The organism is Lysobacter antibioticus (assembly GCF_001442535.1).
Lineage (GTDB): Bacteria > Pseudomonadota > Gammaproteobacteria > Xanthomonadales > Xanthomonadaceae > Lysobacter > Lysobacter antibioticus.
This window is the reverse complement of the sequence record NZ_CP013141.1, coordinates 1,896,166-1,912,870: the sequence shown is the minus strand read 5'-3', so window position 1 is coordinate 1,912,870 and position 16,705 is coordinate 1,896,166. Positions and strand designations below refer to the sequence as shown.

The 16,705-nt window shown below is 67.6% G+C and carries 15 protein-coding genes and 1 other RNA gene; 5 read left to right on the top strand and 11 right to left on the bottom strand.

All coding sequences use genetic code 11. The features are described from left to right. The first annotated feature begins 208 nt into the window (after nucleotides 1–208). Nucleotides 209–610: an outer membrane protein assembly factor BamE gene (locus GLA29479_RS07745; protein WP_031372716.1), complete on the top strand. Its 402-nt coding sequence runs from the start codon at nucleotides 209–211 to the stop codon at nucleotides 608–610. 99 nt (nucleotides 611–709) lie between these two features. Here GLA29479_RS07745 and GLA29479_RS07740 read toward each other — a convergent pair whose 3' ends face one another. Then, nucleotides 710–976, bottom strand: coding sequence for an RnfH family protein (locus GLA29479_RS07740; protein WP_057971251.1), 267 nt, complete (start codon nucleotides 974–976; stop codon nucleotides 710–712). An 11-nt stretch (nucleotides 977–987) separates the two neighbouring features. Further along, on the bottom strand, nucleotides 988–1,455 hold the full coding sequence (locus tag GLA29479_RS07735) for a type II toxin-antitoxin system RatA family toxin (protein WP_057918165.1): 468 nt from the start codon (nucleotides 1,453–1,455) through the stop codon (nucleotides 988–990). Nucleotides 1,456–1,591: 136 nt separating this feature from the next. On the opposite strand from GLA29479_RS07735, the gene smpB reads away from it, so the two are divergent. After that, on the top strand, nucleotides 1,592–2,104 hold the full coding sequence (smpB, locus tag GLA29479_RS07730; protein ID WP_031372713.1) for an SsrA-binding protein SmpB: 513 nt from the start codon (nucleotides 1,592–1,594) through the stop codon (nucleotides 2,102–2,104). Between the two features lie 1,166 nt (nucleotides 2,105–3,270). Here the strand turns inward: smpB and GLA29479_RS07725 are convergent. From GLA29479_RS07725 to GLA29479_RS07715, 3 genes are read right to left on the bottom strand one after another with little or no spacing between them, the layout of a single operon-like run. Further along, nucleotides 3,271–5,496, bottom strand: a complete 2,226-nt coding sequence (locus GLA29479_RS07725) for a CHASE domain-containing protein (RefSeq protein WP_057971250.1) — start codon at nucleotides 5,494–5,496, stop codon at nucleotides 3,271–3,273. A 55-nt stretch (nucleotides 5,497–5,551) separates the two neighbouring features. Continuing rightward, nucleotides 5,552–5,956, bottom strand: coding sequence for a hypothetical protein (locus GLA29479_RS07720; RefSeq protein WP_144436401.1), 405 nt, complete (start codon nucleotides 5,954–5,956; stop codon nucleotides 5,552–5,554). Beyond that, nucleotides 5,956–6,267, bottom strand: coding sequence for a hypothetical protein (locus GLA29479_RS07715; RefSeq protein WP_057918169.1), 312 nt, complete (start codon nucleotides 6,265–6,267; stop codon nucleotides 5,956–5,958). Before GLA29479_RS07715 ends, GLA29479_RS07720 begins: the two co-directional genes overlap by 1 nt. Nucleotides 6,268–6,455: 188 nt before the next feature. On the opposite strand from GLA29479_RS07715, the gene GLA29479_RS07710 reads away from it, so the two are divergent. Together GLA29479_RS07710 and ssrA are read left to right on the top strand one after the other, a co-directional pair. After that, entirely contained in the window at nucleotides 6,456–6,827 is a 372-nt protein-coding gene (locus tag GLA29479_RS07710) for a helix-turn-helix domain-containing protein (protein WP_031373591.1), read from the top strand. 188 nt (nucleotides 6,828–7,015) lie between these two features. Beyond that, nucleotides 7,016–7,369: a transfer-messenger RNA gene (gene ssrA, locus GLA29479_RS23575) on the top strand. 173 nt (nucleotides 7,370–7,542) lie between these two features. Here ssrA and GLA29479_RS07705 read toward each other — a convergent pair. Then, complete coding sequence (locus tag GLA29479_RS07705; RefSeq protein ID WP_144436400.1) at nucleotides 7,543–8,253, bottom strand: hypothetical protein; 711 nt, start codon at nucleotides 8,251–8,253, stop codon at nucleotides 7,543–7,545. Between the two features lie 25 nt (nucleotides 8,254–8,278). Here GLA29479_RS07705 and GLA29479_RS24400 point away from each other — a divergent pair, with 25 nt between their 5' ends. After that, a complete protein-coding gene (locus GLA29479_RS24400) occupies nucleotides 8,279–8,797 on the top strand; it encodes a hypothetical protein (RefSeq protein ID WP_144436399.1) in 519 nt (172 codons plus the stop codon). Here the strand turns inward: GLA29479_RS24400 and GLA29479_RS24395 are convergent. The 5 genes from GLA29479_RS24395 to GLA29479_RS07685 form a co-directional block, all read right to left on the bottom strand. Further along, nucleotides 8,792–9,022: a hypothetical protein gene (locus tag GLA29479_RS24395; protein ID WP_144436398.1), complete on the bottom strand. Its 231-nt coding sequence runs from the start codon at nucleotides 9,020–9,022 to the stop codon at nucleotides 8,792–8,794. The two genes, GLA29479_RS24400 and GLA29479_RS24395, sit on opposite strands and share 6 nt — an antisense overlap. Nucleotides 9,023–9,152: 130 nt before the next feature. Further along, on the bottom strand, nucleotides 9,153–12,095 hold the full coding sequence (locus GLA29479_RS07700; RefSeq protein WP_057971249.1) for a winged helix-turn-helix domain-containing protein: 2,943 nt from the start codon (nucleotides 12,093–12,095) through the stop codon (nucleotides 9,153–9,155). A gap of 85 nt (nucleotides 12,096–12,180) precedes the next feature. Beyond that, nucleotides 12,181–15,141, bottom strand: coding sequence for a winged helix-turn-helix domain-containing protein (locus GLA29479_RS07695; RefSeq protein WP_057971248.1), 2,961 nt, complete (start codon nucleotides 15,139–15,141; stop codon nucleotides 12,181–12,183). Between the two features lie 278 nt (nucleotides 15,142–15,419). Then, on the bottom strand, nucleotides 15,420–15,776 hold the full coding sequence (locus tag GLA29479_RS07690) for a hypothetical protein (protein WP_057918173.1): 357 nt from the start codon (nucleotides 15,774–15,776) through the stop codon (nucleotides 15,420–15,422). Nucleotides 15,777–16,091: 315 nt separating this feature from the next. Further along, nucleotides 16,092–16,532, bottom strand: coding sequence for a transposase (locus GLA29479_RS07685; protein WP_057918174.1), 441 nt, complete (start codon nucleotides 16,530–16,532; stop codon nucleotides 16,092–16,094). Nucleotides 16,533–16,705 lie beyond the last annotated feature (173 nt).

Sequence of the window (16,705 nt, the reverse complement as noted above, 5' to 3'; positions counted from 1 at the left end):
AGATCGATTCGGCCGGCGTTCGCCGTGCCTGGGTGTTGACCGGCTGGCCGTGGCCGCGGGCGGCTGCGCATGGAGCGGACGGGGCTGGCTGGGCCGGAATGGCGGATGAACGCGAGGGGTCTCCGCGCGCCGTGATCCGCCCTTGGTGGGTGCGGGCTTCAGTGTATCATCGGCCTCGTTGCCTTCGACTGCCGCAGAACCCTACCCGATGCGTAAGCTCCTGCTCGTCCTCTCGCTGTCCATGCTCACCGCCGGCTGCGGCATCATCTACAAGCAGCCGATCTACCAGGGCAACCTGCTCGAGAAGACCGCGATCGACCAGCTCCAGACCGGCATGACCAAGCAGCAGGTGCAGTTGCTGCTGGGCACCCCGTCGATCGAAGACCCGTTCCACCAGAACCGCTGGGACTACACCTCGACCCAGCGCGTCGACCGCCTCGGCCACACCGATCGCAAGAACCTGACCCTGTGGTTCGAGAACGACAGCCTGACCAAGTGGGAAGGCGACTACTTCGCCGAGCAGGACGAGCAGATCGCCCGCGCCTCGGTCAAGCAGTTCGGCCGCAACCTGGCCAAGGACAAGGATAAGGACAAGCGCCGCCGGCGCTGATCCCCGCCGCGCGGCCTCGGGTCGCGCCGCGCTCCGCTACAGCGTTTGCCCTGCCGGTCCGGCCGCCCTGCGTCCGGGCCGTCGTTGTTTTGCGCGCGATTATTTCTTGAGCGGGCGCTGGGCGGCGCGGCGGCGGCGCGCTTCCTTGGGGTCGAGCTGCAGGGGCCGCAGCAGTTCGAGCCGGTCGCCATCGTGCAGCGGCGTATCCGCGACCGCCTTGACCCCGAACACGGCGTAGCCAGTGATCTCGGCATCCGCGCCCCAACCGGCCGCGTCCAGCGCGTCGGCGACGGTGGCGCCGTCGGCCAGTTCCAGGCTCAGCGCCTCGAAACGACGCGGCCAGGCACGCACCAGCTCGATCTTCACCGCTATGCCGCTCAGGCCGGGCTCGGGCCGGTCACCGGCGGCAGCGCCGGTTCGGCGCCGCGATCGGCGACCCGCACGAAATCATCGACCATGCGGTCGGCCAGGCTCTGGAAGCCCAGCGCCATCGCCGGCCCCAGCAGCTTCACCGCCGGCTCGAACTCCAGGGTCAGGGTGACCTTGCAGGCCGACTCGTCCAGGGCGTGGAATTCCCAGCGCCCGCCGAGCTTGCGGAACGGCCCGTCGACCAGCTTCAGCTCGATGTGGTGCGGCGGCGACAAGCTGTTGTGGGTGGTGAACCAGGTCCGCAGCGCGCCCAGGCCCAGGTCGAGCCGCGCCACCATGTGGGCCTCGTCGGCTTCGAGCACCAGCGCCTGCTCGCACCAGTCGAAACGGCGCGGGTACGCGGCGACATCGTTGACCAGGGCGAACATGCGCGCGGCGGAGTGTTCGACGAGGGCGGAACGGCGAATCGTAGGCATGTGCTTATCGCAATAGGGGCCGCGGGGCGGATTTCAAGCGGGGAAAAACAGACCGCCGGTTGCCGCAAGCGGCATCGTAGCCGGGCGAAGGCCGCGGATGGCTGCCAAACCGCCTCCGGATCGGAGACAATCGCTCATGGCTAAAACTACGAACAACAAGGCCGGCAAGGATAAAGGAAAGGGCAGCGCGGGCGGCACCATCGCGCTGAACAAGCGTGCGCGTCACGATTACCACCTCGAAGAACGCTTCGAGGCCGGTCTGTCGCTGCAGGGCTGGGAGCTCAAATCCATCCGCGCCGGACGCGCAAACATCACCGAAAGCTACGCCGTCATCCTGCGCGACGAGATGTTCCTGATCGGCGCGCAGATCAGCCCGCTGATCTCCGCCTCGACCCATGTCGTCGCCGAGGAACGCCGCACCCGCAAGCTGCTGCTGCACCGCAACGAGATCGACAACCTGATCGGCCGCGTCCAGCGCGACGGCTACACGGTCGTGCCGACGGCGATGTACTGGAAAGGCAACAAGGTCAAGCTCGAAATCTCGCTGGCCAAGGGCAAGCAGAGCCACGACAAGCGCGAGGCGAGCAAGGAACGCGACTGGGCGCGCGAAAAGCAGCGCGTGATGCGCCGGCACAACCGCGACGCCTGATTCGGGGCCCGCCGACCGGCGGGTTCCGTAAAGCACCCACCATCCGGCCCGCCCGTGCGCGGGCCGTTTGCCTGCGCGGCCGCATCGATTTCGCGGTCGCGGCTTGCGCCGCTCCTACCCGGGCAAGTCGCTGCTTTGGGGGTAGGAGCGGCGCGAGCCGCGACCGGCGACAACACCTCGCGACGAAAACCGAGGCCTCGATCCGCATCGGCGGACCGTTTCTGCGGCCCCTCGCTTCATCCGGCACGCAACACCCGACCCGCCATGCGCGGGCTGCGGTCGTTTACGCCGGCGTGTGAAATTCGCGGTCGCGGCTTGCGCCGCTCCTACCCGGGCAAGTCGCTGCTTTGGGGGTAGGAGCGGCGCGAGCCGCGACCGGCGACAACACCTCGCGACGATAACCGAGGCCTCGACCCGCATCGGCCGACCGCTTCCGCGGCCCCTCGCTTCATCCGGCACGCAACACCCGACCCGCCATGCGCGGGCTGCGGTCGTCTGCGCCGGCGTGTGAAATTCGCGGTCGCGGCTTGCGCCGCTCCTACCCGAGCAAGTCGCCGCTTTGGGGGTAGGAGCGGCGCGAGCCGCGACCGGCAACCGACACCTCGCGACGATAATCGAGGCCTCGACCCGCATCGGCGGACCGTTTCCGCGGCCCCTCGCCTCATCCGACACGCAACACCCGGCCCACCATGCGCGGGCTGCGGCGGTTGGCGCCGGCGTGTGAGGTTTCGCGGTCGCGGCTTGCGCCGCTCCTACCCGGGCAAGTCGCTGCTTTGGGGGTAGGAGCGGCGCGAGCCGCGACCGGCGACAACACCTCGCGACGATAATCGAGGCCTCGACCCGCATCGGCGGACCGTCCCCACGGCCCCTCGCCTCATCCGACACGCAACACCCGGCCCGCCATGCGCGGGCTGCGGTCGTTGGCGCCGGCGCGTGGGGTTTCGCGGTCGCGGCTTGCGCCGCTCCTACCCGGGCAGGTCGCCGCTTTGGGGTAGGAGCGGCGCGAGCCGCGACCAACCGAAGTGGACTGAAACGAGGGGCGATCTCGCCTCCGAAGCCGGCCCAACCGTTCCCATCTATCTGGCCGGCAGGAGCGGCGTAAGCCAGCTGCTCGCCAAGCTTAACGCACCGCCTTAGCGGCCCATCTCAGCGCACGTCCCCTCGCCTCATTCCCCTCGCCCACCCCCGTCATGCGGCAAGGTGAAATAGAAGGACGCGCCCTCGCCTTCGCGGCCTTCGGCGCGGATCGTGCCGCCGTGGCGCTCGACGATGCGCTTGACCGAGGCCAGGCCGATGCCGTGGCCGGCGAAATCCTCGACGCTGTGCAGGCGCTGGAACGGCCGGAACAGCTTGTCGACATAAGCCTGCGGAAAACCGGTGCCGTTGTCGCGCAGGTAGAACTCGCGCACGCCGCTCGCGGTCTCCTGGGTGCCGAACTCGATCCGCGCCGGGTCGCGGTCGCGGGTGAACTTCCAGGCGTTGCCGAGCAGGTTGCCGAGCAGGTTGCGCAGCAAGGAGGCATCACCGATCACCTGCATGCCGGGCTCGATCGACACCTCGACCTTGCGCTGGCCATCGCCCATGCGCAGCTCTTCGATCACCTCGTTGGCGACCCGGCTCAGGTCGACCGATTCGTGCTTGAGCTCGCTGCGCGCCAGCCGCGACATCTTCAGCAGCGCATCGATCAGATCGCCCATGCGCGCGGCGGCCTTGCGCACCCGCGCCAGGTAATCGTTGCCGGCGGCGTCGAAACGGTCGGCGTATTTCTCGCCGAGGATGCGGCTGAAGCCGTCGATCGCGCGCAAGGGCGCGCGCAGGTCGTGCGAGACGCTGTAGGCGAAGGCTTCCAACTCCTGGTTGGCCTGGCTGAGCTCGCGCGTGCGCAAGGCCACGCGCGCCTCCAGGGTGCGGTTGAGCGCGTGCACGCGCGCTTCCGCGCGCATGCGCTCGGTCACGTCCTCGACCTGGACCAGGCCGCTGATGTCCTGGCCGACGTTGCCGGGCACCGGCGAATAGGTCAGCTGCACCTGGCGCGCGACGCCGTGCGCGCGGCGCAGGCGGCGCGTCGCCCGGTGCACGCCGTCCTCTTCGGTGTAGCTGGCGCCGCTCGGCGTTTCGGCGTCGTCGTCTTCGAGCAGGCTGTCGAAACGCTGGCCCAGCAACTGCGCCGGCCCCAGGCCGACGATGGTGGCCAGGGCCGGGTTGGAATCGACGATGCGGCCCTCGCTGTCGAGCAAGGCCTTGCCGATCGCCGAGTACTGCATGGCGCTGCGGAACCGGGTTTCGCTGCGGCGGAAGTCTTCGGTCATGCGCAACGCGATGCGGCGCGCGCGCGACTCGGTGCGCGCCAGCATCAAGGCGATGCTGTACAGCAACAAGGCCGAGAACAGGCCCAGGGCGAACATGTTGCGCAGGCCTTCCAGCCGCGGCACCGCCTGCTCGACCGGCGCCGATTCGTACTCGATGCGCCAGGTGCGGCCGTAGATGTCGAACGCGGCGCGGTGCACGAAGGCCGCGGTGGTATCGGTCTTCAGGTTCGGGCTGGCGTACAGCAGCTCGTCGCGCCCGCCGGTTTCATCGAAAATACGGAAACGCATGTCGCCGTGGGTGTCGCCCAGCGCCACTTCGACGAAACGCCCCATGCGGAACGGCACGTACACCCAGCCCTGCATTTCCGCGCGCCGCAGCTCCAGGGTCTGCGGGCGCCCGCCGCCGAGGTAGACCGGCAAAGCCAACAGCATGCCGGTGTTCTGCTTGTCGCCGTCCTGGATCAACTGGATCTTGCCCGACAGCCAGGCCTGGCCCGAGTCCAGCGCCGCTTCCAGGGCGGTGTGACGCACCTGCTCGGCGTACATGTCGTAACCGATCGCGGCGACGTTGGCCGGGGTCTTCGGCTCCAGGTACAGGATCGGCCCATAGACCTCGCGCCGGCCCTGCGGCCGTATCGACAGCAAGCCGTAGCCGGCGTCGCGCCATTCGTTCTGCAACTGCACCAGCAGCCGCTGCGGCACGTAGCCGCTGAAGCCCAGGCCCAGCGTCGCCGGAAACCGGCGCTGCATGTTCATGCCTTCGACATAGGCCTTCCACTGCGCCGCCGTCGGCCGTTGCACCGAGGCGAACAACGACACGCCGCCGCGCGCGACCAGTTCGTAATTGACCAGACGTTGCTGGATCAGCTCGGTGACCTGCACGGTCTGGCTGATGAACTCGGCCTGCGCCGAACGCAGTTCGCGGTCGCGCGCGATCCGCCACGCGGTGAACACCAGGATCAGCGCACCGATCAACACCGCGAGCGCGAGCAGATAACCGCGTCGCGGCATCAGGCCGGAAAGTTCGGAGTCGACCCCGTCGTTCGGGGGGTTGGCGTGGGCGGCCGGATCGGTCGTCGTCATCGCCGCAAGCATACCCGCCGGATTGTAGTGGCGGCTTCACGGCCCCGGCCGCCGATCAACGGTCGCCGGGCGGCTTGCCCTCCTCGTGCCAGACCCCTTCCAGCAACAGGCAATTGATGCACTCCAGGTGCTCGGCCGCGACCTGCCGACACAGTTGCGGCCAGTGCCGCTGCTGCCGTATCGAGACGCCGGCCTGGTGCTGCCGGACCAGGAAACCCTCGATCTCGTCGGCCAGTTGCAGCAGCGCGCGCCCGTTGCGGTCGGCGCGCCAGGCCAGGCGCTCGTGCGGCGACAGGCGCCGACGCCGTCGCCACCACCACCCGGCCAACCCCGCCGCCGCGAGCAACAGGCACAGCCCGAAGGCCAGCGCCGCCGGCTGCAGCAACAACGCGCCCAGGCCCTGCCCCAAGCCCAGCTCCGACCCCAGCTCCGACCGCAACCCTGATTCGAACCGGGCCATCAGCCGTCCCCCTTCGGCAAGGCCATCAGCTCGACCGCCTCGATCCGGAACTCGCAGGCCTGGGCCATCAATAACGCCCGCGCCCGGGTCGAGACATAGCCGCGCACCCGCATGCGCCGCAGCATGGCCGCCGACACCCCGGCCGCCGATGCCGCCTCGCGGGCGGTGGCGAAACAGGCGATATAGCGTTCGATGGGGTTGGGCGATTCGCCTTGCGCCCGCCTGCGCGCGACCCGGGTTCGGGGCGCCAGGGCCTCGTTCGCAGCGTTGCCGGCACTCCGCCGGGCCTTCTTTTTAGCTCTGCCTTCCATAGCGTGACCTCTGAGTGGCATCCATGCCCAGCCAACTTACCACCGCAAATTGCTCTTTTCAACGACCAAAAAGAGTGATCAATTTCGGGAAGCGTACGCAACAATGAGTTGCGCTATCCTCGCCCGGCCGACAGCCAGGGTGGGCGGCGCCCACGTTTCAGCCCTGCAGGATGCTCCGGCGAGACCTCATGACCAACGCGCCTCACCAAGAATTCGCCAATCGGCTGCACCAGGCCCTCGATTTTTCAGGATTCGCCAAAGGCCGGGCCCGCACAGGCGCGCTATCCGCTTACTACGACGTCAGCCGAGAAACCGCCCGCAAGTGGCTGGTCGGCCTGGCCCTGCCCGAACTCGAACGCATGCTGCAGATCGCCGTGCAGCAACACGTCAGCTTCGAGTGGCTGGCGACCGGCCGCGGCACCATCGAAGGCAAATCGTTGTCGGTGCGCGAAAACGCCGCCAAATACAGCGACCCCGACGAACTGCGCCTGATGGGCCTGATGCGCAAGCTGTCGCGCAAGAAGCGCCGCGCCCTGATCGAACTGCTCGACGGCAACTGACTCCCGGCACGGCCGCGCACGCGGCCGTTCGCGCATCCACCCGATCGCATCGCGATAGCCGGCGGCTGCGTGTCCGCGCACCGTGTTAGAGCCCCGCGCCTGAATCGCCGGTGCGTCATTACACGGTAACGCTTGAGAACCCGCCGCCAGCCCCTATACTGAACACGTCAACGATGGTTGCTGTCCCCGGGGGTGCACTGGCTTCGACGGGGGTCGCGAAATCACTTGGCGCATGCCGAGGGGGTAGCTTTCCTCGTAAATCCAGCTGCAAACTTTTAGTTGCCAACGACGACAACTACGCTCTCGCCGCTTAAGGCGTAAGCCCCGAAATTGCTTGTGTCCGTGCTCGCAATGTAGGGTCATTATCACGGAATCGCCGGGAGTGGTTGCCTGTCAGCACCCGGTCAACTCAAAACAGGCTGGCTCCTGGATGCGCTTTGCGCGCCGTGCTGTTCGGGGGCGAGATCTAACGGAGCGCTAAGCATGTAGTGCCGGGGATGGAGTGCCTTCGGACGGCGGTTCGATTCCGCCCACCTCCACCAATACCGATCTACGGATCACAAATGAAGCTGGAAACCTCAGGGTTTCCGGCTTTTTTTGTGTCTAAGGCAGCGAACACCGCAAGCCCTACACCACAAGCCTCCTCGCGCAGGCATGGCCGCACCGACGACCGCCAAGCCAGCGAGTGAATCGCGCACTACTCGTTTCTAGCTGCTCACTTCCCACACCCACCCAACCGCCCTTCCGCATACGACAGCGCGCGTCGGGCCTGATCGTAGGCGGTGTCGGCGGCGCGCGGCAGCATGTGCTCGCGGCGTATCGGGTCGGCGCCGTGGCCGTAGGCGTATTCCACGCGCTCCAGCTCGGCCAGGTGTTTGCGCGCGGGCGCCAGCCACTCCTCCACGGTTTGCCGCTCGCAAGCCGTGGGCAGCTTGAGCAGCAGCTCGATGGCTTCGCGGATACGCCGGCTGGCTTCGCCTTCGAGTCCGGGCACCGCTTCGTAAGCGACGGCCGCTGCCTTGTAGGCATTGCCGGTGGCCTCGCTGCCGAGGTCGGACGGCCGCTCGTGCAGTTCCGGCCGGAACCGCACCGACGGTGGCGGCCGCGCTTTCGCCGATTGGATTTCCTTGCCGTACAGCGCTTCGGCGATCCGCTTGGATATCGTCGGTGCTGCCTTGGCGTCGTCGAACCAGTCGTGCAAGGGCGCAGGCTGCTCGCCAAGCGGGTTGCCGCGTTCCAATAGCTTCTTGGCGTAGTACTGGCTGCGTTCGCTCGGGTCTCCGGGCGCCCGCACTTTCGGCGCCAGCGCAGGGTCGGCCTGCGCATCGCGCGGGCGCAAGCTGAAACGATCCGGCAGCAGCCAGCGGTTCGGCGGCGCGGGCTGGACGGCAGCGTCAGGCGACGGCGGCGGCGATTCGGCGGTCACCGGAGTCTGCGCAGAGCGCGCGGTAGTGTCCGGCTGGCGCGGCCGTTCGCGCCGGGGCTCCGGATTTCTGCTGACCGGCGCGGCTGTGCCCGGGCGCTGGGTGCTCGCCGGCGAAACAGCAGGCGGCGAATCGATACGCACGATGCGATCGATCAGCACTACATCCATCGCCGACGCCGCCGGCGGCAACGCGACCGGACGGAACAGCAGCGCGCCGATCGACAAGGTCGTCGCCACCGCGATCGACGATGCGGCGATGCGAACCCTGCGTTCCTGGGACAAATCGGTCGTGCTCATCCAACCTCGATCTGATGCCATCGCCGCGGCCGTTGCGACCGAACAACGCACAGTCGAAACGATTGCCCGGGCTGCATGGCAGCCGGCAATGGCGAATTCATGGGGGTACGGACACCTCGGCGAAGAGCGGTGGCGTCTCGTCGCTTTCGATCTCGAAACAGTTACGGTGCGAGGCAGCCGCCGCATCCGTCGTGCGGGCGCGAAAGCTTGCGACGCGATCGATCCGGATACTTCGCAGCGTTTATGAGCGCTGCATCACGGTGATCGACTGCGAGCCGAACGATACAGAGAACACCGCCCCGCAGAGAATAAAAAAATCGTTCGCTCGAACGCCGGAAGAGAATCCGTGCATCGGGCGTTCACGCTTCTCGAACAGCCCGGCGCAAGCGACGGCCCGGACGCCGTCAACGCCGTGGCCAAGCGACTTGTTGCCGCCCTCTTCGCGGGCGTCTGTGTAAGTGACGACTGGCACAGGTATCGCCCTGCCCGCTTAGCGCCGGCGGGTTTACGGGTCGTCGATCGCGGGCGCGATCACGCGCAGGCACCGCGGGCCGGCACATACCGCCCTGCGGCGGCCCTTCCTCCGTCGTGTCGTGTAAGGCTCAGGGCGAGGCGCTTCGAGCGGCCTCGCCCGCAGGCACGAGCCAATCGACATCGATGCCGCGCATGCCGGTGCGCGCGACCAAGGCCTCGCGCTCGGCCGCGCTGCAATCATTGTGGAAAGCGCCCGGCTCCAATATCCGGTGCACGTGCATCTCGACGATGACGTCACCCAGTTGCCTGGCGCGCTGGTGCAACTTGCTCGCCATCGCGACCGCCGTGGCCCGATCGCCATGCTGGCGCGCATCGGCAACGGCCAGCAAATCCAATCGAGCGATCAAGAACCATGCATCGCCGGGAATCAGCTTGCGCACGTTGGCGGCGTGGATCCGGCTGCGCACCCAATCGCCTCGGGCCGCCGCGTTCTCCGCCAGCCCGGTAATGGCCTGGGCGACGAACAAGGTGTAGCCGCTACGCTGCAGTGGCGGCAGCAACTGCGAATAGATGCGTTCGGACTTCTCCGTCCGGCCCAACACAGTCGCCAACCGGGCGACCTCCAAGCCTTGATTCCAGCTGTCCGGCGCGGCATTCGGCATCGATGCTTCGGCCTGCTCCAACAAACCGACCGCCTGCACGGAGTCGCCTCCCAACAAGGCCACTTGGCTCCGGCCCAGCAAGACCAGGCTACGCAGGGTTTGCCGGTCGCCTTGCGAGCAGCGGTCGAGTTCCTTGCGCACTTCGGCCAGTCTGCCCAGGGCGAGCAAGTAGTCCGTACGTGCGCAACCCAACTGCGCATGCGCCTCCGAGCCCTCCTGCCCCGCAGACAACGCCGGCAACAGACGCTCGGTCTCGCGCGAGATTTCCAAAGCCTCCGCCGCATGCCCGCGCATCGTGGCCAGGCCCCCGGCGAGTTGGTTCGACAGCAGGCGCTGGTTGCCCTGCAGTTGCAGCTCACGCAGACGTGCGCTGCGAACGGCGGCGCTGTCGAGCCTGAGCGTCAACAGGTCGTTGTACAACAAGCGCACGTCGAGCCGCGCCATCGAGACCCAGTCTCCGGACGCGTTGGCGATGGCGGCCGCCTGCATCAATCGCGCGCGATAGCTGTCGGCATCGCCAGCCTTCATGTACTGATCCGCGCTGGCGACCAGGACGTCGATCTCCAGACGGTGATAGCCGCCGGCATTGGCACGCGCCAGCAATACGTCCAGGGCCGGATCCGCATCGCCCGTCAACGGCCCGGCGGTGCGCGCCAATACCCGCGCGCGCAGTGCGCCGGTCGAATTTCCGCCCTGCTCATAAAGCTGGGCCGACTGTTCGTAGGCAAGCGGGACCGGGCGTTCGGGGAACTGATTGCTGTCGGCCCGGGCCTTCAACAACAGGGCATCGGCTGTCTCCAAAGTCCATCCCGGACCGGCTTGGCGGGCCAAGCGCTCGGCGGCGCTCGCCTGCGTACGCATCCGGGCGGGATCGCCGAGTTTGCCGTAGGCCTCGGCGCGCAACAGATGCTGGGCGACCCTCACCGCGATTGCATGCCGATCGCCGGCGCCGTCGGCCAGTCGCGCCAGGGCCTCCTGCGGCTTGCCGGCATCGATCGACAAGCGGGCGTGCTCCAATCGATAAGCCACGTTGTCGGGATATCGGTCGGCCAGGGACGCGAACGCCTTCAACGCGTCCTGGCTGCGGCGCGGATCGAGCGCGAGGGCTTGCGCCTGCAGCAGCGCGACCGCCTCGGCCGGCGCGGGCCGGAGCAGTTCGAGCGCGGCCTCCATCTGTGCCGATGCGGCAGCGCCTTGCGCCAACCGTGCCTGCGCTTGCGCCAGTTGCAGGCGCATCAGCCCGAAGCGCGGCGCCGCCTCGACCACTTCGCTGCCGATAGCGGTCGCCGCCATCCAATCGCGACGATCGAGCGCTTGCGCCGCCTGCTCGTAGCGCTGGGCGGCTTTCGCACTCAGCTCCAGCGCAGGCCACGGCGCTTCGGGTACCTGCAACAAATGGCTCATGACTTGCCGCGACACCGCATCGACCAGGGCCGGCATCTCGGCGGGTTCGCCCGTCACCGCGATGTGCCGTTCTTCGCCATCGTTCTGGAAGCGCACATGAAGCGCGAGTTTGTTCGGGTCGTTCGCCACCCGCACCGACGACAGGAACACCACCTGGGCCGCGGCCGCCCCCTGCCCCGCGGCGAGATCGCTTTCGCTGAGCAGATTCACCTCGGGCAGGCTGCCCAGCTTCCAGCTCAGCCACTCTTCGAGCAACTTGGCCGGCCATCGCGTCGTGGTCTGCTGATCCTCGATCGTCACCAGCGCCACCGCCAGTTTCGGCTCGCTCGCTCCGAATCCGCTCCAGTGCTGGACCGACAGGATCACGGCCACCGCCGCCACGATCGAAGCGAGCGCCGCGAAAACCCACACCCGCTTGCCGCTGCGCGCGCTGCGCACCGACGCCGGGCCTGCAGCCGGTATCGGTGCAGGTCCGGTTTCGACGGCAGTCGACAGCGGCGCCGGATCGAACATACGCCCGGTTATCGCACCGGTCTCGACGGAACGTTCGGCGACGACCGCCTGCCGCGACTCGAAAGAGGCGCTGCGTTCGGCGGCCTCGACGAAGGCTTTCGAATCCCTGGGAGCGATGGCCGCGGCGCCCGGCTGCGGGGCCTGTGGTAACTCCTTGAACCACTGCAGCGGCCCCGGCGGCTCGAACACATAGCCGCTCTTGGCCACGGTACGGATCCAGCCCTTGCGCTTTTCGCCCAAGGCCTTGCGCAACAGCCAGACGTTCTGCGACAGATTGGTGTCTTCGACGATGGTGCCCGCCCACAAGCGGTCGAACAATTCGGTGCGCGTATGCAGGCGGTTGGGCTCGCCGAGAAACAGCAGCCACAGATCGAACACGCGCTGCGGCAACTCCACGCTTTGCCCGGAATGGATCAGCCGGCGAAAGCGCAGATCGATGGTCAGGTCGGCCAGTTGCAGATACCAGGCATCCGCGGGCCACGGCGTGGTCATCGTGATCTCACCTTGGGGTCGCGGTCATGCGGCGCTAGGTTGCCAGAATCCATCGACAGGAAGTTTGGCTGCAGGCACAGACTCGCTACCGCGAAGCGCCTCGGCCGGTGTGTCCCGAGAGGTTCAGCCAATCGACGTCGCTGCCGCGCATGCCGGTGCGGGCGACCAAGGCCTCGCGCTCGGCCGCGCTGCAATCGTCCTTGAGCTCGCCCGGTTCGAACATGCTGTGCAATTGCATTTCCAGCACGGCATCGCCGAGCCGATGCACGCTCGCATGCAACGCGCTCGCCTTGGCGATGGCCGTGCGCCGGTCGCCGTGTTCGAGCGCATCGGCGATGGCGACCAGTTCCAATCGTTTGAGCAAGAACCATAGATCTGCGGGAATCCTCCGACGAACCTCCGCAGCATGGGCGCGGCTGCGTGCCCACTCGCCCATGGCCGCGGCACTTTCGGCCTGCCCGGTCATGGTCTGGACGACATAAGCGGTATAACCGGTCGGCTGCAGCTGCGGCAGCAATTGCGCATAGATGCGCTCGGATTTCTCCGGCTGCCCCAGCAGGGTCGCCAGCCTGGCCAGTTCCAGCAGTTGAATCCAGCGCTCGGGCGGTTTGTTCGGCAAGGATTGTTCGGCCTGGTCCAGCAAGGTCGCGGCCTGGACGCGGTCGCCCAACAACAGCTCGATGTAGGTCTTGCTGAGCAGGCCCCGCGAGCGCGAGACCACCGCGTTGCCGCGCGAACAGCGATCTTGATTGCGACGCGCTTCAGCCACCTGCCCCAGCGCCACCAAGGGCACCACGCGCGTGCAAGCCAGTTGCGCATGAGCTTCCGACTCGGCCTGGCCCGCGGGCACCACAGGCAACAAGCGCTCGGCTCGATTGATGACCTCCAAGCCCTCGGCGTAATGCCCGCGCAGAAGCAGCAAGCTGGCAGCGAACTGCTCCGAGGCCGTGCCCAGGTTGCCCTGGACTTTCATAGCGCGCAGCCGCTCGATGCGCACCGCGGCGCTGTCGAATCGCAAGGTCAGCAGATCGTTTCGCAGCAACCTGAAATCCAGTTGCGCCATCGACAGCAGATCGCCGGAAGCGTTGGCGACCGCCGAGGCCTGCAGCAGCCGCGCGCGATACGTGTCGGCATCGCCGGCCTTCATGTACTGGTCGGCGCTGGCGACCAGCACGTCCACTTCGAGACGGTGATAGCCGCCGGCGTTGGCGCGTGCCAGCAACGCGTCCAAGGCCGGGTCCGCGTCCCCGGTCAAGGGGCCGGCCATGCGCGCCAACACCCGTGCGTGCAATGCACCGGTCGAATTGCCGCCTTGCTCGTACAGCGTGGCCGCCTGTTCGTAGGCGGCAGGCACCGGACGCTCGGGAAACTGCAGGCTGTCGGCGCGCGCCGTCAACAGCAAGCCATCGGCCCGTTCCAACGTCCACCCGGGGCCGGCGTCGCGGGCAAGACGCTCGGCGGCGCCCGCCTCCATGCGCATCCGGGCCGGATCGCCGAGCGCCTGATAAGCGTCCGCCCGCAACAGATGCTTGGCGATGCGTACGCCGACAGCGTTCTGGCCACCCGCATCGACCAGCCGCGCCAAGGCCGCGCGCGGCTCGCCGGCATTCACCAGCAATCGCGCGTACTCCAGTTGATAGGCGATCTTGTCGGGGAACCGATCGGCCAGCGAGGCGAAGGCCTTGAGTGCGTCCTGGCCGCGGCGCGGATCGAGCGCGAGGCGCCGCGCGGCCAGCAATGCGGCCACCTCCGGCGGCGCACTCGCAAGCAACTCGGCCGCGAGCTCCATCTGCGCCGTCGCGGCGGCCCCCTGCGCCAGCCGTGCCTGCGCTTGCGCCAATTGCAGACGCATCAGGCCGAAGCGCGGCGCCGACTCGACGATTTCGCTGCCGATCGAAACAGCCGACATCCAGTCGCGGCGATCCAGCGCCAGCGCCGCCTGCTCATAGCGCTGGGCCGCGGCCGCGCTGAGTTCCAGCGCGGGCCATGGCGTTTCGCGAGCGGGAAGCAAACGGGCGACGAGCTGGCGCGACACCGAATCGACCAGGGCCGGCATCTCGGAAGGATCGCCCTTCACCTCCAGGCGCTGTTCCTTGCCGTCCTCCTGGAAACGCACGTACAGCGCTATTTTCTCGGGGTCGTTGGGCACGCGCACCGACGACAGGAACACCACTTGCACCGTCCCCGAACCTTGATCGGCGGCCAAGTCGCTTTCGCTGAGCAGATTCACCTCGGGCAGGCTGCCCAGCTTCCAGCTCAGCCACTCTTCGAGCAACTTGGCCGGCCACCTCGAGGTGGCCTGCAGATCCTCGATCGTCACCAGCGCCACGCTGAGCTCCGGCTTGCCCGCTCCGAACCGGTTCCACCGATCGGCGAACAGCGCTATCGCGGCGACGACCACGACGAGGCCGAGCAAAGCGAACGCCCACACGCGCTTGCCGCTTCGCCCTCCCCCCGTCGCTGCCGGAAACGGACCCGGAACCGGAGCCGGAGCCGGAGCCGGCAGCAGCATGGTTTCGACCGCCGTAGACGACGGCACGGGATCGGGCAACTGCCCCGTCGCCGGGCCCGCGACCGGCAAAGGCGCGGCCGGGCTGGCCTGCTCCGGCCGTTCGGCGAGCGCATCTCGCTGCTCGGCCTCGGCGAACGTGTCCGGATCGCTTGGAACGATCAGCGCGTCGCCCGGCTGCAAAGCCGGCGGCAATTGTTTGAACCATTGCACCGGCCCCGGCAGTTCGAACACGTAACCGCTTTTGGCCACCGTGCGGATCCAGCCCTTGCGTTCCTCACCCAGGGCTTTGCGCAACAGCCACACGTTCTGCGAAAGATTGGTGTCTTCGACGATGGTGCCGGCCCACAGCCGGTCGAACAATTCGATGCGCGTATGCAGCCGGTTGGGTTCGCTCAGCAACAGCAGCCACAGGTCGAAGACCCGCTGCGGCAACTCCACGCTTTGCCCGGAATGGATCAGCCGGCGAAAGCGCAGATCGATGGTCAGATCGGCCAGTTGCAGGTACCAGGCATCCGCGGGCCACGGCGTCGTCATCGTGTTCTCACCTTGGTGTCGCCGTCGTGCGGCGCAAGATCGTCAGGAACGTTGGATGCGGGTAGCGGCGCAGGTCGAGCATTCGTCGCCTGCGTTCCTCCGAGGGGCGCTGGCGATCTGAACATGCTGAATAATCATGCGGCCGTTACTGGCGTTCGGCAAGCCCGCTCGTGCTCTCTCGGCGCCTGACGCCGAGGGTCGCTCAGGATGCGGTTTCGCGCGGGTCGCGGACATGCCGCAGCATGTCCGGATAATGGGTCGACGGCCTCGATACCCGTTCAGGAGACCAGGGCGACGATCTCGTGCGGTTCTCGCTGCATGACGCACTCCAGCACCGGATTGGTGTCGTACAGCCGCTCGCGGCAAATCCAGGTCGCCCCGCTCACGCTGATCCGAACGCTCGCAAAGGCTTGCTTGCGCACTGCGCGCAGGTATCTCTCGCCGACGAGGATTGCCCGCGGGCAGGCGAACTGCCTGGGCTGCACCGAGGCGGCCCTTACCGAAAGGCCGTTCGATGTCGAGCCGCAATCGACGAACTTGCTGTCGCCCGGGTGCGCGGCACGCGCCAGGCTCATGCACACAACGATGGCGGCCAGGACCAGGCAGGAACGGTTCAAGACGGAGGCGTTCTTCATCGATAACTTTCCAGTGGGAGAGGTGGATCGATTCGAGTGCCCGCCCCGCAGCAGGCCGACGAACCCGTTGCGTGGAAACCGCGCGCGACGCTCGAAAGCCGGGCGAACGCGGGAGTTCCGGCAAGCATGCGAAAAAGCGCGTCGAACCGTCCGAAACACGCAGGGAGGGGCCGGCCCGACGCAAAGGCAGCCGATGCGGCTGCGAAGCGGCCCGCGGGCCGGAGGGGGCGCCGGCCGTGGTACCGCTGTAAACGCCGCAGGGGGATGCGGCGTGTGGAAGTGGAAGCCTGGCTTCGCCGATCGTTCCAGCGCGACTCAGCCGGCCTTCAATACGCCCCAGCGCCGGACCATTTCGCCCTGTAGGTCGCTCTCCACGGCAGCGGGCTTGGGCGACAGCGCCTCGCCGCGCTTGCGGCGCCAGCGGTTGCTCGCTTGGTAACGCTCGACGCGTTCGCGCAGGCCCTTGGCCAGTTCGCTGTCCATGCCGATGGCGCGTTCCACCGCGATCCAGTGTTCGTTTTCCGACCAACGCAGGAACCGCACGTAGATCGCCCGCCACGAACCGAAGCCCTGCGGCACGCTGGTCCACGGCGCGTTGTTGGCGACCACCCACAACACCGCCTCGATGAAAGTGCGGTAGTCGCCGGTGTTGTTGAGGATGCGCGCCTGGTATTGGCGCGGAAGATGCGAGGCGACGATTCGCCACTGCTCGTCGGTGAACCGGAATTGCGGCGATTCGACCAGGGATAAGCTCATACGAAGAACTCCGATGAATAGCGCTTGCACAACGGGGAGAGGCGGACGTCTTCGCTGCGGGTGGGTTGGACGCAGGTCGGACGAGGTACGACGGCGGCCGCAGCCGCCCTGGGACGATTCCGGCACCGATGCAGGCCGGCCGGCTTACCGCAAAAACCGGCCCGCCTTGCGCA